18 protein-coding genes and 1 pseudogene are annotated in these 20,089 nt (G+C 66.7%); 12 read left to right on the forward strand and 7 right to left on the reverse strand.

Features of this window, described 5'->3' with window-relative positions; all coding sequences use genetic code 11:
* Positions 1 to 57 precede the first annotated feature (57 nt).
* Positions 58 to 549: a phasin family protein gene (locus EZ304_RS03540; RefSeq protein ID WP_142806287.1), complete on the forward strand. Its 492-nt coding sequence runs from the start codon at positions 58 to 60 to the stop codon at positions 547 to 549.
* Between the two features lie 237 nt (positions 550 to 786).
* Positions 787 to 1,796 (forward strand): annotated as a pseudogene (locus EZ304_RS03545) (restriction endonuclease).
* An 86-nt stretch (positions 1,797 to 1,882) separates the two neighbouring features.
* Here the strand turns inward: EZ304_RS03545 and hutC are convergent.
* The gene (hutC, locus tag EZ304_RS03550) at positions 1,883 to 2,611 is read right to left on the reverse strand and encodes a histidine utilization repressor (RefSeq protein WP_142806288.1); all 729 of its coding nucleotides are present in this window, start codon (positions 2,609 to 2,611) and stop codon (positions 1,883 to 1,885) included.
* A gap of 28 nt (positions 2,612 to 2,639) precedes the next feature.
* Positions 2,640 to 4,010: a formimidoylglutamate deiminase gene (locus EZ304_RS03555; protein ID WP_142806289.1), complete on the reverse strand. Its 1,371-nt coding sequence runs from the start codon at positions 4,008 to 4,010 to the stop codon at positions 2,640 to 2,642.
* Positions 4,011 to 4,077: 67 nt separating this feature from the next.
* On the opposite strand from EZ304_RS03555, the gene hutI reads away from it, so the two are divergent.
* The 8 genes from hutI to EZ304_RS03595 all read left to right on the forward strand — a co-directional run bounded on the left by hutI (position 4,078) and on the right by EZ304_RS03595 (position 14,609).
* On the forward strand, positions 4,078 to 5,301 hold the full coding sequence (gene hutI / locus EZ304_RS03560; protein WP_142806290.1) for an imidazolonepropionase: 1,224 nt from the start codon (positions 4,078 to 4,080) through the stop codon (positions 5,299 to 5,301).
* Entirely contained in the window at positions 5,298 to 6,839 is a 1,542-nt protein-coding gene (gene hutH / locus EZ304_RS03565) for a histidine ammonia-lyase (RefSeq protein ID WP_142806291.1), read from the forward strand. Before hutI ends, hutH begins: the two co-directional genes overlap by 4 nt.
* Positions 6,836 to 7,690, forward strand: coding sequence for an N-formylglutamate deformylase (gene hutG / locus EZ304_RS03570; RefSeq protein WP_142806292.1), 855 nt, complete (start codon positions 6,836 to 6,838; stop codon positions 7,688 to 7,690). Before hutH ends, hutG begins: the two co-directional genes overlap by 4 nt.
* A complete protein-coding gene (hutU, locus tag EZ304_RS03575) occupies positions 7,687 to 9,354 on the forward strand; it encodes a urocanate hydratase (RefSeq protein ID WP_142806293.1) in 1,668 nt (555 codons plus the stop codon). Before hutG ends, hutU begins: the two co-directional genes overlap by 4 nt.
* A 262-nt stretch (positions 9,355 to 9,616) precedes the next feature.
* Positions 9,617 to 9,838, forward strand: a complete 222-nt coding sequence (locus EZ304_RS03580; protein ID WP_049443231.1) for a hypothetical protein — start codon at positions 9,617 to 9,619, stop codon at positions 9,836 to 9,838.
* A gap of 93 nt (positions 9,839 to 9,931) precedes the next feature.
* Entirely contained in the window at positions 9,932 to 10,588 is a 657-nt protein-coding gene (locus EZ304_RS03585; protein ID WP_142806294.1) for a hypothetical protein, read from the forward strand.
* Between the two features lie 273 nt (positions 10,589 to 10,861).
* Positions 10,862 to 12,298: a serine hydrolase domain-containing protein gene (locus tag EZ304_RS03590; protein ID WP_142806295.1), complete on the forward strand. Its 1,437-nt coding sequence runs from the start codon at positions 10,862 to 10,864 to the stop codon at positions 12,296 to 12,298.
* A gap of 193 nt (positions 12,299 to 12,491) precedes the next feature.
* Complete coding sequence (locus EZ304_RS03595; protein ID WP_142806296.1) at positions 12,492 to 14,609, forward strand: TonB-dependent receptor family protein; 2,118 nt, start codon at positions 12,492 to 12,494, stop codon at positions 14,607 to 14,609.
* Positions 14,610 to 14,655: 46 nt separating this feature from the next.
* On the opposite strand, the gene EZ304_RS03600 is transcribed toward EZ304_RS03595, so the two are convergent.
* The 3 genes from EZ304_RS03600 to EZ304_RS03610 are packed head-to-tail and all read right to left on the reverse strand — an operon-like array spanning position 14,656 to position 16,902.
* On the reverse strand, positions 14,656 to 15,174 hold the full coding sequence (locus EZ304_RS03600; RefSeq protein ID WP_142806297.1) for a hypothetical protein: 519 nt from the start codon (positions 15,172 to 15,174) through the stop codon (positions 14,656 to 14,658).
* A 13-nt stretch (positions 15,175 to 15,187) separates the two neighbouring features.
* Complete coding sequence (locus EZ304_RS03605; protein WP_142806298.1) at positions 15,188 to 16,057, reverse strand: hypothetical protein; 870 nt, start codon at positions 16,055 to 16,057, stop codon at positions 15,188 to 15,190.
* Positions 16,057 to 16,902: an energy transducer TonB gene (locus EZ304_RS03610; protein ID WP_142806299.1), complete on the reverse strand. Its 846-nt coding sequence runs from the start codon at positions 16,900 to 16,902 to the stop codon at positions 16,057 to 16,059. Before EZ304_RS03610 ends, EZ304_RS03605 begins: the two co-directional genes overlap by 1 nt.
* 458 nt (positions 16,903 to 17,360) lie before the next feature.
* On the opposite strand from EZ304_RS03610, the gene EZ304_RS03615 reads away from it, so the two are divergent.
* The gene (locus EZ304_RS03615) at positions 17,361 to 17,672 is read left to right on the forward strand and encodes a hypothetical protein (protein WP_142806300.1); all 312 of its coding nucleotides are present in this window, start codon (positions 17,361 to 17,363) and stop codon (positions 17,670 to 17,672) included.
* A gap of 34 nt (positions 17,673 to 17,706) precedes the next feature.
* On the opposite strand, the gene EZ304_RS03620 is transcribed toward EZ304_RS03615, so the two are convergent.
* Complete coding sequence (locus EZ304_RS03620; RefSeq protein WP_142806301.1) at positions 17,707 to 18,282, reverse strand: TetR/AcrR family transcriptional regulator; 576 nt, start codon at positions 18,280 to 18,282, stop codon at positions 17,707 to 17,709.
* A gap of 69 nt (positions 18,283 to 18,351) precedes the next feature.
* On the opposite strand from EZ304_RS03620, the gene EZ304_RS03625 reads away from it, so the two are divergent.
* Entirely contained in the window at positions 18,352 to 18,897 is a 546-nt protein-coding gene (locus EZ304_RS03625) for a thioesterase family protein (protein WP_099552346.1), read from the forward strand.
* Between the two features lie 6 nt (positions 18,898 to 18,903).
* Here the strand turns inward: EZ304_RS03625 and EZ304_RS03630 are convergent, their stop codons facing one another.
* The gene (locus EZ304_RS03630) at positions 18,904 to 20,037 is read right to left on the reverse strand and encodes an agmatine deiminase family protein (protein WP_099552347.1); all 1,134 of its coding nucleotides are present in this window, start codon (positions 20,035 to 20,037) and stop codon (positions 18,904 to 18,906) included.
* Positions 20,038 to 20,089 lie beyond the last annotated feature (52 nt).

Genomic DNA, 20,089 nt, shown 5'->3' on the forward strand with positions numbered 1-20,089 from the left:
CGTGCAACGCCAACGCGCGCTACTCTCGGGACAGGCCCAACTCCCACGGGAAGTGCGATGAACCAGTACGAAAACGATGACCGCCGCAACGACGACGCCTCGTTCGGTGACCAGGCCGAGCGCTTCTCGCGCAAGCTGAGTGACTCGGCGCAGCAGGTCTGGCTGGCCGGCCTGGGTGCCCTGGGCCGCGCACAGGCCGAAGGCAGCCGCTTCTTCGACGGCCTGGTGAAGGAAGGCGAAGCCTGGGAGGCCCGCCGCCGTGAACGCCACGGCGAACAGGGCCCGGGCTGGCGCGACAACGTTGAAACGTCTCTGGACGAGGCCCGCGAGAAGGCCTCCGGCACCTGGAACAAGGTCGAGAAGGCCTTCGATGACCAGGTGCAGGGCGTGCTCAAGCGCCTGCACGTGCCCACTGCCGACGAGGTGACTGCGCTGGAGGCCCGCATCGACGCCCTGCAGGCGCGCCTGGCCAAGCTGGAGAATCGCGACGCCTCGGGCACTGATGCACCTCCAGCGGGCAGCCATCAATCGCCAGGCAGCGCGCCCTGACCGGGCATATGTTGCAATGCAATAAATTTTGATTGACAATCGCGGGCAACCCGCCAATCGCTTCGGCTGCCGTTTGTTCCCTCCCCTCACGGCTTCAGGATTGGCGGGTTTTTCGTGCCCGCGGTATTCCGAACTGCGTGCTCCATCACGCTTCCTGTCAGGAACCTCCTGACTCAGCGGCACGGCGCGACCTTTACACTGTCGCCTTCGCATTCGCCCCTTCCGCGCACCTCCTGCATGCTCCCTTGGATCCTGGCCCTGCTGTCGGCCCTGCTTACCTGTTCCCTGGCCGTTGTCTATCTGTGGTGGATCAAACGGCGGCAGAAGGAGATGCAACTCGGCCTGCAGGCCCTGGCTGGCATGCACTGGCGCGAATTCTCGGTACTGGTCAAGCGCATGCTGCGCGAGCAGCGCGGCCTGCGTGAACTTGATGACCCGGCCGAAGAGTCCCGCGAGCCGAGCAGTGACTTCCTGCTCAGCGATGGCCCCAACACCTGGCTGGTGTCGTGCAAGCACGGCCTGGCCTATCGCATCGGTACCGCAGCAGTGAACGAACTGGGTGCGGCCGCGCGCCTGGCCGGCGCCAAGGGCGGCGTGCTGCTGACCGAAGGCCGGATCGAACGCGATGGCCGCGGCGCCGCCGAGAAGCAGGCGGTCGAGGTGCTGGACGGTCCGCGTCTGTGGCCACTGCTGCAGCCCTATCTGCCGCGGAAATCGAAACCCGTGTGCGCGCCAGCGCCCGCCATGAGGCCCTGCGCCGGATCGCCATTGCCGCGCTCGGCGCGGTCACGCTGGGCCTGCTGGTGGGATTGAGCCTGCAAGGGCTGCATGTGCAGGACACCCCGCCTGTTGCCGAGGTGGCGGACGCCCCTGCGCCGGTTGCGCCTGCGGTTGAAGCGGCGCCCGAACCGGCACTGCCCCCCGCCACCATGCCGCCGACCGCTACGCCCGCACCGGCCACGCCCTCAACCGATGCACGCAGCAACCCCAACCCGGATGCCGCCACCCTGGAGCGCTTCCAGGCCGATCTGTCCCGCGCCTTGGCCGGCAAGCCCGGCATCGCCAGCGGTGTCTGGCTGACCCGGCAGACACTGGCGATCAACCGCACCGGCGAGCTGGAAAAGGTCTGGCCGCAGGTCTGCGAGGAAGTGCTGCACTATCCCGCCCTGCGCAACGTGCGCATCCAGCTCAATGCCCGCCCCGGTGTGGATGAGCCGGTACGCTGGCGGCAGTGCGCTACGTATTGATTGGAACCAGCATCCACGCATGGCGTGGATCTACTGAATCCCGATGCGCGCCCCTTGGTAGATCCACGCCACGCGTGGATACGACCCTACCGCGCGCCCGGCGCGAAGCGCGCAACCAGGTCCCAGGCATCGCCGAGGAACACCTGGCGCACGCGGGTGATCGGCTGTTCGCCGCGCCAGGTCAAGCGCTCGATCACCAGACAGGCGGTTCCGGGCTTCACGTCCAGCAGCTTGGCGGTGGCGGTATCCGCGCCCCAGGCACTGATGCGGTGCTGGGCACGGGTCCACGACACGTTCTGCAGCAGCCAGGTGCCCGGCGCGGTGGTACTGAAATCGACCTCCAGCACCTCGGGTACGCCCACCGGGCTGATCAGCCGATGCTCCAGTGCCAGCGGGCGACCATCGGCCAGGTGCAGGCAGCGCATCGCCAGCAGGTTCTCCTGCCCGGCCAGCTCGACTTCGCCAGCATTGCCGGCATCGGCCAGCCGCAGCTCGCGCTGCAGCAGGCGATAGGCGTACTGATGGCCGCGTGAACCGACCTCCATCGCGATATCCGGAATCTCCAGCGCCACCTGCTCCAGGTGCGGCGGCTGCCGCGCCACGAAGGAACCGGCGCGACGGCGGCGTTCGATCATGCCGCTCTCGGCCAGCGCGGTCAGCACCTTGTTCACCGTCATCCGCGAGCAGCCGTACTGTTCCATCAGCTCGTGCTCGTAGGGAATACGGAAGCCCGGCGCCCACTCTCCGCTGAGGATGCGGCTTTCCAGATCGCTGCGGATACGCTGGTTGAGCGTGGCGGACTTGCTGGCCTTCACGTAATGGGGTCTCGGTAGCGGGAGGCGATCAGCCCAGCACGCCACGCAGGGCGGCGGCGAAGGCGGTGGTGATCGCCTCGCGCTGCAGGTGGCGGCCCTCGGCCACACATTGGCGGCCATGGCGCCAGACCGATCGCAGCGCGCCATTACGTGCGGCGAACACCCAGCTGTCAAGCCATGCGTCATCCTGCCGCGCCTGCAGCGCCGGGTGTGCGGCATCCAGTTCAACCAGATCGGCACTGGCGCCGACCTGCAGGCCAGCGGCCACGCCCAGCGCCTGTGCGCCACCCTGCAATGCACCTTCAAACAGGAAACGACCGGTGCTGCGGGTGGCATCCGGCGCCAGCACGTTGCGCCCGCGCAGGGTGAGCCGCTGACCGTACTCGAGCAGGCGCAGCTCTTCGGCCGCATCGATCAACACATTGGAATCGGAGCCGACGCCGAAGTGCCCGCCCTCGCGCGCGAACGCCTGCATCGGGAACAGGCCGTCACCCAGGTTGGCTTCGGTGATCGGGCACAGCCCGGCCACGGCCTGGCTGGCCACGATGGCCGCACGCTCGTCATCGGTGATGTGGGTGGCATGCACCAGGCACCAGCGCGCATCGACCGGTGCATGGTCGTACAGCCACTGCACCGGGCGCTGTCCGCTCCAGGCCAGGCAGGCTTCGACTTCACGCACCTGCTCGGCGATATGGATGTGCACCGGGCCGTCGGTAAGCGGTAGCAACGCACTCAGTTCCTCGCCGGTGACTGCACGCAGGCTGTGTGGCGCGATGCCGAGCACCGCGTCGGGCAGCGCGGCCAATGCCGGCTTCGCGGCATCCAGCAGCTGCGCGAAACCGTCCACATCGTGGATCAGGCGACGCTGCGCCGGATTCGGCGCTGCCCCGCCGAAATCGGCATGGGCATAGAACACCGGCAGCAGGGTCAGGCCGATGCCGGTCTGGTCGGCGGCCGCCGCGATGCGCGCACTCATCTCGGCGCGGTTGGCATAGGCGCGGCCATCGGCGTCGTGGTGCAGGTAATGGAACTCGCCGACGCGGGTGAAGCCGCTTTCCAACATTTCCATGTAGGCCTGGGCGGCGATGGCCTGCACCGCGTCCGGGCGCAGATGGGCCAGGAAGCGGTACATCAGCTCGCGCCAGCTCCAGAAGCTGTCACCGTCACCGCCGCCGATCTCGGTCAGCCCGGCCATGCCGCGCTGGAAGGCATGGCTGTGCAGGTTGGGCAGGCCCGGCACCAGGATGCCGACGCGGGTGTCATCGTCCTGCGCGCCCTGCCCCGTGCTGATCGCCGTGATGCGGCCGTCCTGCACCTGCAGGCGGACATCGCGGGCCCATCCCTCGGCCAACAAGGCATGGGCGGCATGGAAACTGAGCAGGGAACGCGAATCGGTCATGGCTGGACAACCCGAAATGGACGCCTATATTGTATAGACATATAAGCACAGCCGCGTTGTGGATGCCATGCACGTCGATACCCTCTGGTCCAACGTTCACCTGATCACCCTCGATGGCGAGGGCCTGGGTGTCATCCGCGATGGCGTACTGGCCTGCGCGGACGGGCGCATCGTCCACGTCGGTGCCGCCGGCAGCGATACCCACCTGCGGCCGACCACCCGCATCGACGGCGAAGGCCGCTGGATCTCGCCGGGCCTGATCGACTGCCACACCCACCTGGTCTACGCCGGCAACCGCGCCAACGAATTCGAGCAACGCCTCCAGGGCGTCAGCTACGCCGACATCGCCCGCGCCGGCGGCGGCATCGTCTCCACCGTGCGCGCCACCCGCGCCGCCACGCCCGAGCAGCTGGCCAGCGAAAGCCGCCCGCGCCTGCTGGCGATGCGCGCCGAAGGTGTGACCACGATCGAGATCAAGTCCGGCTACGGCCTGACCCTGGCCGACGAGCGCAAGCAGCTGCAGGTCGCACGCGCACTGGGCGAGGAATGCCGGGTCAACGTGGTCACCACCTTTCTTGGCGCACACGCGATTCCGCCCGGCCGCGAGGCGCAGGAATACACCGATGAGGTGTGCGAGGTGATGATTCCGGCCATCGCCGCCGAAGGCCTGGCCGAAGCGGTGGATGTGTTCTGCGAGAACATCGCGTTTTCCCCGGCGCAGGCGCGGCAGGTGTTCGAGGCTGCGCGTGCGAACGGGCTGGCCGTGAAGATCCACGCCGAACAGCTGAGCAACCAGCACGGCGCCGAACTGGCCGCCGGTTTCGGCGCGCTGTCGGCCGACCATATCGAACATCTGGATGACGCCGGCATCGCCGCGATGGCCGCCGCCGGCACCGTCGCCGTGCTGCTGCCGGGCGCCTTCTATTTCACCCGCGATACCACCCTGCCGCCGATCGCTGCATTGCGCGCGGCCGGCGTGTCGCTGGCATTGGCCACCGACAGCAACCCGGGCACCTCGCCGCTGACCAGCCCGCTGCTGGCGATGAACATGGGTGCCACCCTGTTCCGCCTGACCGTGGATGAATGCATCGCCGGCTTCACCCGTGAAGCGGCGCGCGCGCTTGGCCATGGCGAGCGCATCGGCCGCCTCGCCGTCGGCCTGGACTGCGACCTGGCGATCTGGGACATCGATGCCCCCGCCGACCTGGTCTATCGCATTGGATTCAACCCGCTGCACGCGCGCGTGGTGCGCGGACAGCCCGACCTGCCTGCCTCCTGGAGCAACACATGAGCAACACCCTGGTTCTTCGCCCCGGCCATGTCACTCTCGCCCAGTGGCGGCAGGTCTATCGCGGCGTGCCGCTGGCACTGGACCCGGCTGCACTGCCGGTGGTGCGCGCCAGCGCCGCAGCCGTCGCCACCATCGTCGCCAAGGGCGCGCCGGTGTATGGCATCAACACCGGCTTCGGCAAGCTGGCCAGCGTGCGCATCGAGCGCGAGGACCTGGCCACCCTGCAACGCAATATCGTGCTCTCGCACGCTGCCGGCGTGGGCGAACCGATGCCGGCCAGCGTGGTGCGGCTGATGATGGCGCTGAAGCTGGTCAGCCTCGCGCAGGGCGCTTCGGGCATCCGCGAGGAAACCCTGCTGCTGCTGGAAGCGATGCTGGTCAAGGGCGTGCTGCCGGTGGTACCGGCGCAGGGCTCGGTCGGCGCGTCAGGCGACCTCGCGCCGCTCTCGCATCTGGCCAGCGTGATGCTGGGCGTCGGCGAAGCCTTCATGGGTGACCAGCGTCTGCCGGCAACCGACGCACTGGCGCGTGCCGGCCTGCAGCCGATCGAGCTGGGCGCAAAGGAAGGCCTGGCCCTGCTCAACGGCACCCAGTTCTCCACCGCCTATGCACTGGCCGGCCTGTTCGAGATCGAGACCGTGTTCCAGGCGGCGCTGGTCACCGGCGCGCTGTCGGTGGAAGCAGCCAAGGGTTCCGACACACCGTTCGACCCGCGCATCCATGCCATCCGCGGCCAGCGCGGGCAGATCGCCACTGCCGCCACCCTGCGCACCCTGATGCAGGGTTCGGACATCCGCGAATCGCACCGTGACAACGACGTGCGCGTGCAGGACCCGTACTGCCTGCGCTGCCAGCCGCAGGTGATGGGCGCGGCGCTGGACATCCTGCGCCAGGCCGCGACCACGCTGGAAATTGAAGCCAACGGCGTGTCCGACAATCCGCTGGTGTTCACCGATACCGGCGAAGCGCTGTCCGGCGGCAACTTCCACGCCGAGCCGGTGGCCTTCGCGGCCGACATGCTGGCGATGGCGGTGTGCGAGATCGGCTCGATCAGCGAGCGCCGCCTGGCGATGCTGGTGGACCCGGCACTGTCCGGCCTGCCCGCGTTCCTGACCCCGCGCCCTGGCCTGAATTCCGGCTTCATGATTCCGCAGGTGACCGCCGCCGCGCTGGTTTCGGAAAACAAGCAGCGCGCCTACCCGGCCAGTGTTGATTCGATCCCGACCTCGGCCAACCAGGAAGACCATGTGTCGATGGCCGCGCATGGCGCGCGCCGCCTGATGCAGATGGCCGAGAACGCCGCCAACGTGATCGGCATCGAACTGCTGGCCGCTGCGCAGGGCTGCGACTTCCACGCCCCGCTGCGCTCCAGCGCCGCGCTGGAAAGCGTGCGCGCCACTCTGCGTGCGCAGGTGCCGACGCTGGAAGAAGACCGCTACTTCCATCCGGACATGGTGACCGCCACCAATCTGGTGCGCAGTGGCGCGCTGGCGCAGGGCCTGGCCGACCTGCTGCCAACCGTGGAACCGCAGGTATGAACGCCCATCCCGAATGGCTGACGGTGCACGAGGGCGATGCCCCGTTGATCGTCAGCTTCCCGCATACCGGCAGCGAACTGCCGCACGACCTGATCGGCGACTACCACTCGCCGTGGCTGGCCCGTCGCGACGCCGACTGGTGGGTGCACGAGCTGTACGACTTCGTGCGTGGCATGGGCGCGACCACGGTGCGCTCGGCGATCTCGCGTTCGGTGATCGACCTCAACCGTGACCCCAGCGGGGTCTCGCTGTACCCGGGCCAGAACACCACCGGCCTGTGCCCGCTGACCACCTTCGACAACCAGCCGCTCTATCACGCTGGACGCGAGCCGGATGACGCCGAGATCGCGCGTCGCCGCGACACGTATTTCCTGCCTTACCACGATGCGCTGGCCGCACAGATCACGCGCCTGCGCGCGAAGTTCGGCACGGTCGTGGTGTATGACGCACACTCCATCCGCTCGCACATCCCGCACCTGTTCGAAGGCGAGCTGCCGCAGTTCAACCTTGGTACCGCCGGCCCCTCCGGTGCGCCGGATACCTCCTGCGACAACGCGTTGAGCGATGTGGTAGAGAACCTGCTGAAGATCAGTGGCATGAGCCAGGTGCGCAACGGCCGCTTCAAGGGCGGCTGGATCACCCGCCACTACAGCAACGTCGCCGGCGGCGTGCACAGCCTGCAGATGGAGCTGGCCTGCCGCGGCTATATGCACGAACCCTTGCCGGACCAGGTGGACGAACACAGCTGGCCCACCCCGCTCGACCCCGACCACGCCGCACCGCTGCGCCACACCCTGGCGCAGGTGCTCAACGCCTGCCTTGAATTCGCTACGAACCGGAGCGCCGCATGACCCGCAACGACCCGTCCCGCACCATCGCCGCGCCGACCGGCACCACGCTGAACGCCAAGAGCTGGCTGACCGAAGCGCCGCTGCGCATGCTGATGAACAACCTGCACCCAGACGTGGCCGAGCGCCCACAGGAACTGGTGGTGTACGGCGGCATCGGCCGCGCCGCGCGCGACTGGGAGAGCTTCGATGCCATCGTCGAAACGCTCAAGCGCCTGGACGACGACCAGACCCTGCTGGTGCAGTCGGGCAAGCCGGTGGGCGTGTTCCGCACCCACGCCGATGCGCCGCGCGTGCTGATCGCCAACTCCAACCTGGTGCCGCGCTGGGCCAACTGGGACCACTTCAACGAACTGGATAGGAAGGGCCTGGCCATGTACGGCCAGATGACCGCCGGCAGCTGGATCTACATCGGCGCGCAGGGCATCGTGCAGGGCACCTACGAGACCTTCGTGGAAATGGGCCGCCAGCACTTCGGTGGCGACCTGACCGGGAAATGGCTGTTCACCGGTGGCCTCGGTGGCATGGGTGGCGCACAGCCGCTGGCTGCCGTGATGGCCGGTGCCTCCTGCCTGGCCGTCGAATGCCGCAAGAGCAGCATCGACATGCGCCTGCGCACCGGCTACCTGGATACCTGGACCGACAATCTTGACGAAGCGCTGCGCCTGATCGACGAATCGTGCAAGGCCGGTACGCCGAAGTCGGTGGGCCTGCTCGGCAACGTCGCCGATGTACTGGCTGAACTGCTCAAGCGCGGCGTGAAGCCGGACCTGCTGACCGACCAGACCTCCGCGCACGACCCGGTGAACGGCTATCTGCCGCAGGGCTGGACGGTCGAGCAGTGGGATGAGAAGCGCGTTTCCGCCCCCAAGGAAGTGGAGAAGGCCGCGCGCGCATCGATGGCCAACCACATCCGCGCCATGCTCGGCTTCCACGCGCTGGGCGTGCCGACCGTGGACTACGGCAACAACCTGCGGCAGATGGCGCTGGAAGAAGGCGTGGCCAATGCCTTCGACTTCCCCGGTTTCGTGCCGGCCTACATCCGCCCGTTGTTCTGCCGCGGCATCGGCCCGTTCCGTTGGGCGGCACTGAGTGGCGATCCGGAAGACATCGCCAAGACCGATGCCAAGGTGAAGGAACTGATTCCGGACAACCCGCACCTGCACCGCTGGCTGGACATGGCCGCCGAGAAGATCAAGTTCCAGGGCCTGCCGGCGCGCATCTGCTGGGTCGGCCTGGGCGACCGCGATCGATTGGGCCTGGCCTTCAACGAGATGGTCGCCAGCGGTGAACTGAAGGCGCCGGTGGTGATCGGTCGTGACCACCTGGACAGCGGCAGCGTCGCTTCGCCGAACCGCGAAACCGAAGCAATGGCCGACGGCTCCGATGCGGTGTCCGACTGGCCGCTGCTGAACGCCCTGCTCAACACCGCCAGCGGCGCGACATGGGTGTCGCTGCATCACGGTGGCGGCGTCGGCATGGGCTTCTCGCAGCACGCCGGCATGGTGATCGTCTGCGACGGCACCGAGGCAGCGGCCAAGCGCATTGGCCGCGTGCTGTGGAACGACCCGGCCACCGGCGTGATGCGCCATGCCGATGCGGGGTATGAGATCGCGGTGGAATGCGCGAAGGAGAAGGGGCTGGATCTGCCGGGAATTCTGGGCTAATGCGGGGTTGCCGGCCAGCGGCCGGCACGCACATCATCCGGTGCCATCAGGGCAATGCGCGGCAGTGTCCCCGATCCGCCGGCGTGCATGCCATGGAAGAGGCTTGCGCCAGCTTCAGTGGCATCGCACCTAAAGTTGCGCGGTGCCCTGCCGATACCGGAGATCAACAAGGAATGTTGCCCTCCGGCCTGTTTACTCGGGCCAGCGCCCCTGTGGGCTCATTCCTTTCTGATGAACTCTTCTGCTGAAAGGAATCCACTGTATGGCTCACGAAATCACCATGGATCTTGCCACCAAGTTCGTACTGCACAAGGACGTCGAACTTGCCGTCAGGAAAGATGGAAAGCTGCTCGGTACCGCTCTGATCAGCAAAGGCAACATCGAATGGGTGCCCGCAGGCAATTCGGTGAACAAGAAGCGGCTGAGCTGGGCCAGGTTTGCTGAGCTGATGCAGGACCAGGGCAAGGATGTGAAGATCAAGTAGATCGATCGCGGATTGCCACATCGCCCTGCGACGGAGTCTCAGTGCCAGGACTTCGTCTGAATCCCGTTCTGCACCATCGAGATGTTCTCTCCAATGAGCGTTCTTCAACGTCTGCTACTTGTCGCCACCTGCATTGCGGTCACTGGGCCTGCGAGCGCAGCAAACCAGATCAGCACAAAGCTCCCATACGAGACCCGGATCAGCCCGCTCGTTATTCTGGATGCGAACAATGAGGGTTCCTGCGCACTGCCCTCGCCGGATGGGCGTCGCCGCACTCCCTACTTCCCTGATCTCAGGCAGCGTTGCAGCATCCTTGCACAAGCCCTGTTTGCGTCACTCACTACCCGCGGCTTCGACGCAAAAATGGAATCCTTCACGCCTGATGCACCCATCGGCTACAAGGAGTATTACGCCGCGTTCGCTGAGTGGAAGCGAGGCGTAATTGAAAAGTACCCCGATCGGTACGTGCTGACTTACCACGGACTGGTGGACGAGAGAAAGCAAAGCTACCTGGTGATGAATCTGTCCGGACCAGGCGACGGCGAACGCCCGCTGCTTGGCACGATTGAGCTCAGCAAGGACCAGATGTGGACCGTTACCAAGCTCGGCGATACGAACTTCATTGGCCCGACCCCGTTGCCGCGCCTCATCGAGCTGCTGAGCAACACCCTGGAGGAGCGCTGTCCGACCCGCGGGTTCATGCGTAACTGCTATGGCCGTGGCTGGCTCATGGACAAGAGCCCCAGGTAAGGCCTCAGCCACAATCGATAGGGTGTCGGCCACCGACCGGCATCACCGCCATCAGGAAATACAGGAAACCACGCACAGCACGCCTTTCATGACCGCTACGGACCTGCGTGCAACGCTCGACTGCCGCCACGCCTTCTATCCGGGCATACCCGCATGATCCCGTGTGGCACGAAGCCCATCCGCTCATGCATGCGTGATCCATCGAACAGGGCCCGCTTGACCCCACCTGCAGCCGTGACCAACATGCGCCATCTCCGCTGACGGATCACCGCGATGTACCGCACCCTTGCTGCTGCATTGCTCTGCGCCCTGTTCGCTGCTCCACCCGCTTCTGCGCGTGGGCTTCCCGTCGGCCTCTCTTCACAGCTCGAAGCCCAACTGCAGACCAACCGCGAGCGTTACGGCATCGCCGGGCAAGCGGTGCTGGTCGCCCACAGCGGTCAGGTGCTCTACCAGGGCGCCAGCGGCGAGCGTGACCCGGCCACCCACGCGCCGGCTACCATCGATTCCATTTTCACAGCGCAGTCGATGGCCAAGCTGCTGACCAGCACGCTGGTGATGCAGCTGGTCGATCAAGGCAAGGTGGATCTGGACGCACCGGCCAGCCGCTATGTTCCGGACCTGCCGACTGCATGGCAGGCGATCCACGTGCGCGATTTCCTCAACCACAGCTCCGGTATCGCCGAGTACTACGACCGCGTGGACAACCGCTGGGTGAGCAAGGGCTACCCCGGCGTTGCCCCCGATCTTGCCGCTGCACTGAAGGTGGCCGGCGCGGCGCCGATGCAGTTCGCGACCGGCAGCCGCGTGCAGTACACCCAGGCCAACTACCTGGTGCTGACGGCGTTGCTGCAAGCGCACTATCGCAAGCCCTACCCGGCCATCGCGCGCGAACGCATCCTGCAACCGTTGAAGATGACCAGCACCTCATGGGGCGTCACCAGCGTGCCAGCCACGCGCGCGGCGGTGCCTTACATCGGCAAGGACGGCCAACTGCAGCCCGCCAATGAAGATGCCTGGCCGCACTATGGCTGGGGCCACGCCGATCTGCAGACCACCGTGGGCGACATGAACCGTTTCCTGCAGGCGCTGGCGACCGGCAAGCTGGTGCGCACGGCGACCCTGGAAAAACTCTGGCAGCCGCAGAAACTGGCCGGTGGCGGCAACAACTTCTTCTCCACCGGTTGGGACACCACCCGCAGCGATGGCTACACCCAGGTTGGCCACGATGGTGGCACCCGCGTGCGGGCGCGGCTGGCCTACAAGGGCAGCCTGGCCAGCGGTTACTGGGTGTTCGTGTACCTGACCAACGGCAGTGCCCGCAATGTCTGGTCGAGCACACTGGTGGAGAGCACGATGGCGGTGGCCGCGCCGAAGGAATTCCCGCACGCGGTGTTGTCCGAACGCTTGATTGCCTATGCGCTGGATGATGATGCGGGCGCTGCACCAGCCCTGCGCGCATGGTTGCGCGACAGCAGCGGCATTGCGACCGATGAACTGGAGCGTGCGATCAATGCCGATGGCTATGCCATCCGCGAGAGCCTTGGTGCCAGCAAGGCACTGAAAGTGTTCGCGCTCAACGCCGAACTGTATCCGGATTCGGCCAACGCGTGGGACAGCCTGGCCGAGTGCCATGCGGCATTGGGCGATAGGGAAACGGCTGATCGGCTGTATGCGAAGGCCAAGGCGCTGGCGAAGCCCTCGCCCTAAACCCTGCTGTAGAGCCGAGCCCATGCTCGGCTGCTCTTCGTTGCGATCGCAGGAGACCCGCGCTGCGCGCGATAGCCGAGCATGGGCTCGGCTCTACATGGATGATACGGGCGGCCATACGCGAGCGACGGGTGACGTGACGCTGCCGACCTGTTAACTTGCGCGCCACTTTTGTGGTTTACAGTATTTCCGCATGTTGCTCTCGCCGTACCGCCCCACCCCGTCGCTGCTGTTCCTGGCCGTCTCCCTCGGCCTCACATCCACCGCCGCTGCCACTGGCGCCCCGCAGGCCACCACCCTCGATGCCGTACGGGTCACCGCTGCCGCCGATGCCAGCGCCCAGGCGCGCGAGGCGTTGAAGCGCGTGCCCGGCGCCAGCAACGTCATCGACGTGGCCAAGGCCGGCAGCCGCCTGTCCTCCAGCGCCGATGTGCTGGCCTACCAGCCGGGCATCAGCGCGCAGTCGCCGGGCAACGAGGGCACCAAGATCTCGATCCGTGGCTCGGGCATCAATCGCGGGCCGGGCGCGCATGCCTCGGGCATCGCCGTGTCGATCGACGGCCTGCCGCTGACCGGACCGGGCGGCACGCCCTACGAGCTGCTGGAACCGCTGTGGCTGTCGCGCGTGGAGGTGCTGCGCGGGGCCAATGGTTTCGAACGTGGCGCGCTGGCACTTGGCGGTGCCATCGATTACGTCAGCCGCAGCGGGCGTGATTCGGCTGGCGTGCAATTGCATTACGAGGCCGGCAGCCGTGGCTACCAGAAGCGCGGTCTCAGCTGGGGCGGCGTCAGCGGCGACGTCGATTACTTCCTGGCCTACACCGATACCGAATTCGACGGCTACCAGCGCCATGCGCGCGGCGACGGCAAGGGCGCGATGGCCAACATCGGCTGGCAGATCACGCCCGACCTGCAGACGCGCTTCTTCGTGCGCTATCGCGAAACCAACCACGAAACACCCGGACGCCTGACCCGCGACCAGATCCGCAATGACCCGCACGCGGCGAACGCAGCCAACCTGGCCATCGATGCGCGCCGCCCGCAACCCGGCAGCACCTGGGTGGGCAATGTCACCACGCTGCAGATCGATGAGGACTCCTCATTGCAGGCCGGGCTGGTCTATCACAAGTACCCGATGGACTTGAACGAGAGCCTGTACCGCCAGCAACTGGACTACGCCAACCTCAACGCCACGCTGGACTATCGCCACCGCCACCGGCTGTTCGGGCTGGACAGTGAAACCACCGTCGGCCTGCGCGTCACCCACGACCTGGACGCCGACGTGCGCGAGTCGCTGCGCTTTGCCAGCAACGGCTATGCCGCCGGCACGCGCACGCGTGATTTCCGCCACCACGGCACCGACAGCACGCTGCACGTCGGCAATACCCTCACCTTCAACGACCGCCTGCGCATGGAGACCGGGCTGGCGCTGATCAACACCCGCCGCGACGTGCAGGTGACCTGGCCAAACAGCGGCGGTCAACTGCGCGATCATGACTGGGACTACGCGCCGCGGCTGGGCTTCACCTGGCAGTACAGCCCGCACACGCAATGGTTCGGCAACCTCAGCCGCTCGGTGGAGGCGCCGCATCCGTGGTCGATGATCTGGGGTTCCAACCAGTACTTCGGGCCGGGCAATGGCCCCTCCACCGGCCGCCAGCGCGCGCCGGTACCGATGCAGAACCAGGCCGCCACCACGCTGGAACTGGGTGCGCGCGGCGACGCTGTGCTGGGGCGCTGGGAACTGACCGGCTACTACGCGCACATCAACCACGAGCTGCTGAGCGTGGAGCTGCAACCGGTACCGAACCTGTTCATCGCAGAGAACAACGCCAGCCCCACCGTGCACCGTGGCATCGAAGCCGGCTTGGACAGCACGCTGTGGCAGGCCGCGCCGGGGCGCCTGTCCTTGCGCCAGGCGTACACCTTCAGTGATTTCCGTTACCGCCACGACGCGCGCTTCGGCAGCAACCGCCTGCCGGGCCTGCCGCGCCACAGCTACCAGGCCGAGCTGCGTTTCGATCACGCCTCCGGCCTCTATGCTGCACTGAACGCCGAATACGCCTCGCGCATCGCAGTGGACTACGCCAACAGCTACTGGGCCGACAGCCATGTGATCTTCGGCAGCCGCATCGGCTACGACGCACCCGGTGGCCGCTGGCAGGCGTGGGCGGAGATGCGCAACATCGGCAACCGCCACTATGCCGCCACGGTCACGCCGGGCTACGACGACGCCGGCAAGGATGTCGCGCGCTCGACGCCAGGCGAAGGCCGTGGCGTCTATGCCGGCGTGCGCTGGCGCTTTGACTGATCGCCTCAGGCGGCGCCGGATGTGATCCGGCGCCGTCATTCCAGGGTCAGCCAATACGCCAGGCCGGCAGGCGTTCGCTGCGCTTCCAGATGGAGGGCGCGAAACCAATCAACACCAGCGCCGCCAGCCACTTCGGTGAGGTATTGAGCAGTGTCGAGGTGAGCGAGCCATCGACGGGGGCGGCCATTTCCTGCCACGGGTTGTAACCCAGGTAGACGACGCTGCCAGCCCACCACAGCAACGCCGCACCGACACCCACCAGCAGCAGGGACAGCGTGCGGCAGGTCCAGCGCTGCGACGTGGTGCCCCATTCCCGCGACGCCGCGATCAGCAGGCCCACCACCAGCAGCGACACCAGTGCAACCAGCCCGATATCGACCTTGTGCCCGATACGCTCATAGCTGCAGGCGCGGCATTGGGCCTCCTCCGCGGCGGTAGCGGCTTCGGCGGTATCGGCCTGCCCGGCTGCAGGCTGCGCCAGTGCTGCAAACGGCATCAGTACTGCCAGCAGCGTCACCATGATCCAACGAAACAACGTCCTGTTCTTGCGTGCAGCGACATCCATGCGCTCTTCCTCGTCAGTGGTTGTACGTCCAGGGCCGCAGTACGCGGCCGTCCCATACGCCGCCAAGACCTCGTTCCGGGGGGTCGGCCATCCAGCGTCCTTGTTCGCGATGCAGTACGACAAGCTCCCGGTAGACGAAATCGCCGGAACACGAATCCCAGGCGACCGCGATCATAGCCCACTGCCCATCGACGCTGAAAACGGGCCGGGTCAGATAGGCGAAGTGGTCGTATGTCCGAGTCGGCCCATGCTCCGTTGCCCCGCATCCCTGCTCCCGCAGCGCTCGAAGCCCCGCGCTGTCCATCCGCTGCGCACCAGCCAATGCGGCGCTTGGCACTGACATGGAACGGCGATTGGCGGGAACCAGGTCCGCCTGCAGCTGCAACCGCAGCGCATGGATGTCAGGCGGCCACCGGTCGTCCAGCGGCAGGACCAGATCGTCCACCTCCTGGCAGGTGGAGGCACTGCTGCCCGGCCAGCAATAGGGCAAGGTCTGCTCCATCACGTAGATGTCCTCCCCCACCGCGTCGGTCAACTGCGGCTGCTCCTGCGGGCGCCATTGATCGACGCGCGTGGACGGCGTCTGCGGTGCGCTGGGCACCGCGCTCAGCGAGGTTGGCAGAACTGGCGTTGGCTGCGGCAATGCGGGTGGAAGGGGAAATGGCGGCCTCTGCCGGATCGCCAGCGCCATCGCCGCAGCCTGCATCTGCGCCGTTCCCAGGTTGACCGGTGGCGGACCGATCGCCTGCTGCCACCTCGGGCGCAGGCTGCAGATCCCGGCCATGAGAGCCAAAGCCGACAGCGCCGCCGCCAGCGATGCAATGTGCCGCCAGGCGATCCGTTGTTGGCAGTCACGGCCTGGCTTGAAAGACGTATCTGTCATCACGGCTCCGGCAACGCGGGCCACAGGCCGTGTCCAAAGCTCATATGGCGGACAGGCTCCACTCGAATGCGCTCCCATCCGCCCTTCCTGCGGTGCAGAAGGTAGAGGCCACGCATACCCGTTCCGCCGCTGCACAGATCCGAGGCGATCGATGCCATTGCCCAGTTCCCGTCCAGGCTGAACACAGGACGCTGCAGATAGACAACGCCCAGATCCGGATTGCCCGGCCCCCCCATGCATCCCTCGTTACCGCGCGCGCGCCGTTGCTGAAGCTCGTCCCACGTCATCCGTTGCGCCCGCACATGCGCAAGCTCAAACGCGAGGTCGGGTACCCGAACAGCCCGGCGGTTCGCAACCTGCAGCATCGACTCCAGATGCTGCTGCAGTTGAAAGGACGCTGCACTGTCATCATCACGCCACTCGACGACGCTGTGGCGAACCTGGCAGACCTGGGCGGGTTCTCCTTCACGGCACGAAGGCACGGTCCATTCCATCACAGCGAATGGTATGTCGGGCTCCCAGCCGCGCGGCTCGAAGTGTGCTGCCGCCACGTTTTCCAGCCGCACCGCTGCGGTCGCGAACCCACTGTTATCGGCCAGCATCGGGGAGGGGACTCCCTTCATTGGAATCGGTGGAACCGATGGCTTTCCTGGCGGTGTCGGTCGCAGGTCGATGAGCTCTGCCATCACTTCGGCCTGCATCCGTGCCGTTCCCGGATTGACCGGAGGCGGGCCGACTTCCCGCCGCCACTGCGGGCGCACGCTGGCCATCAGCGCTACGACTGCAACCATCGATAGAACGACCGTTGTGGCCAGGACGCGTTTCCGTGCAATGCGCTGTCGCATGAAGATCCTGGAAAAAGTGAAGCACAGAGGAAATCGCCCGGAGTTGCAGTACTACCCGGCCAGCACTACCGCCATCGGGTAGCGCAGCGGTATTGCATCGACAGCGGCCGCCCACCGCAGACCCGAGGCATGGAAAACGGTGGCGCCGGTCAACGCGACGATCATGGCCACCCGCGTGCGCGGCCAGCCGCACGCACGACTTCACTGCCGCGGCTCCTGGGCAACTTCAATGCACTGATGGAAAAATGCCGCGAGTTCTTCATGCCGCCGCCAGCGGGCGCGTGGCATTGCGGCCAGGGACCTCAGAAACCTGATACTGCATGCGGACATCCTTGCCGGGCACGCGTAGGCGGTGGTGGGTGGATTCTAGCGCGATCGGGCCGCACTGGCGCCGCCCTTGGACCCGCGCGCCGGCGGCTGGATTATGATTCTGCACCAGAAAAAGCAAGCGTCACGGCATGCACGCCTCCCAGTTCACCCGCGCCACCGCCCTCGCGATGTTCGTTCCAATGATTGGCCTCGCCGGTTGGGGTTCGTGGTTCGGTAGCCGCTGCTTCAGCGATGGCTGCCTCGGCATCCTGCTGGCATGGCTTGCCGCTATGGCCACCTTTGCGGTGCAGGCGTTGCTGGTGCTCCCGATGCATGCCTGGGCCCTCAAGCGGCAGGGAGCCCCCGCCTCTCGCAGCTACCTGCGTTGGTTGGGCGCGTCGGCCATCGCTGCCTTCCTGCCCATCGCGCTCGGCTGGAGCTACTTGCTGATCTTCAGATGACCTGCTGCGCGTCTCCCGCACACGAATAGCCGGATCAAGGAGGCGCGGCGGCCTTCAGCAACTGCGCGGCCACCTGATCGAACGGCGCGATGTCCTGCAGCGCACGGCTCATGGCCACGGAGCCTTCCACGCTGGCAATCACCAGGCTGGCCAGTCCATCCGCCGCCGCAGGTTCGTGGCCGTCGGCAATGAAGGCTGCGGCCAGATGCCCCTGCCAGCGCACGAACACCTCTGCGGCGGCCACGCGCGGTTGGCTGGTAACCGCCTCGACCGGTTCTTCGACGGCAGCGGCCAGCACCGGACAGCCCGCGCGGAACCCGGACCGTAGCAGGCGCTCGCGCCACATCGCCAGGAACTGCTGCAGGCCCTGCACCGCCCCGCCCTTCAGCAGCTCCACCAGCAGCGCTTCTACCTTGTCGCCGGCCATGTGGGTAGCGCGCGCCAGCAGCTCCTGCTTGCCGCCGGGAAAGTGGTGGTAGGTCGAGCCCAGCGGCGCCTCGGCCAGCTTGGTCACTTCACGGATGCTGGTGGCATTGAGACCCACGCGCGCCAGCATCTGTGCCGCAGCATCAATCACGCGTTGTGGCGCATCAGAGGGGCGCGGGCTCATGGCAGGCTCCTTGCCAGGACAGTCGTCATAGATTAGCGTATCGGCGATTCTATAACAGTCGTCATAATCATGAATCTCTGGTTCCGCCTGCTCCATCTGCTGCTGTGCAGCCTGTTCCGGCCGAAGCTGGAGGCCCCGTTCGGGGTCTCGCGCCTGCAGTTCCGGGTGCTGCCCAATGATCTGGACAGCAACCTGCACATGACCAACGGCCGCTACTGGAACATCTTCGACCTGGGCCGGCTGGACCTGATCCTGCGCATGGGCCTGGGCCGGGTGGCGCTGCGCGAGAAGTGGGCACCGATCGTCGGCGCCGGCACCATCCAGTTCCGCCGCGAGCTCAAACCGTTCCAGCGTTTCACCCTGGAAACGCGCCTGGTGGGCTGGGTCGGCTCGCGCGGCATCATGGAGCAGCGCGTGCTGATCGGTGCCGAGCAGAAGATTGCCACGCGCGCGCTGCTGGTCACCGGCATCTACGACCGCCGCGCGCGCCAGTTCCTCGGCATGCCAAAGATGATGGAAGCGATCGGCGTGGCCGCCCCGCCGTCGCCGCCGCTCAGTGCGGCCGCCGAAGCGCTGCTGGCCGCCGATGCGGCGTTGAAGCTGGACGACGCCTGAGGCAGCTCAGCCGACCTTCGGCATGTTCTTGGTCACGCAATGGATGCCGCCACCACCACCGGCGATCGCATCGATATCCACCTGTTCGATCACCCGGCCCGGATACATGTCTTCCAGCAGTTCACGGCAGTAGCCATCGGCTGCGTCGTCACCGAACTGCGGCGCGACCACCGCGCCGTTGATCGGCAGGTAGTTGATGTAGCCCATGGCCAGATCGTCGTTGTCGCGGGTATGCACGTTGTCGCGCCCGTCCAGTGGCGGCGGCAGGGTGTGCACCTGCAGGCGACGGCCATCGGCATCGGTGGCCCCGCGCAGAATGTCCAGGTGCTCGCGGGTCAGATCGTAGTCATAGGACTCCGGATCATTGTCCAGGTTGGCGATCACCACGCCCGGCCGCACGAAACGCGCATAGAAATCCACGTGCGCATCGGTGATGTCTTCGCCGGCGATGCCGGGCAGCCAGATCACCTTGCGCAGGCCGAGGTGGTGCTTCAGCTCGGCTTCGATATCCGCGCGCGACCAGTCCGGATTGCGATTGCGGTTCACCCAGCAGCTTTCGGTGAGGATGGCCGTGCCGTGGCCATCGACTTCGATACCACCGCCCTCGCCCACCAGATCGCTTTCCAGCAGCGTGGCACCCGTCACCTGCGCCAGCCACGGCGCCACCGCGCCATCGTTGCGGGCGCTCTGCTTGCCACCCCAGCCATTGAAGTTGAAATCAACCAGGCCCAGCCCACCCTGGCCATCGGTGACGAAGCAGCCGCCGTAGTCGCGCACCCAGATGTCATCCAGCGGCACCTCGAGGAACTCGATGTTGTCGCGGCCGCAGCGATCCTGCGCCAGCTTCCGCTGCGCCGGACGGCACAGCACGCTGACCGGCTGGTGGCGAGCGATGGTGCGGGCCAGGCGGGCGACGGCGGTATTCACCGCGTCGGCCTGCGCACCCCACACCCGCGGTTGCGCGGCGAAGGCAAGGAAGACGCGCTCCTGCGGGCCGTGCTCGTCGGGCATCCGCCAGATACCCGCGCCCGGCCCCGCCGCAGCGACGCGGCCCGGCAACCCTGCCAGGCCGAGGGCGGCCAAGCCGCCAAGACCAGCGGCGCCGGCCAGTTGGGTGAGGAAGTGACGACGGCTGTTCATGACAGGCTCCATGGCCGGTGTGGGATGGACACCATGCTGCGCTTGCAGACAC

Source organism: Stenotrophomonas maltophilia, from assembly GCF_006974125.1.
In the GTDB taxonomy this organism is placed as follows: Bacteria; Pseudomonadota; Gammaproteobacteria; order Xanthomonadales; family Xanthomonadaceae; genus Stenotrophomonas; species Stenotrophomonas maltophilia_O.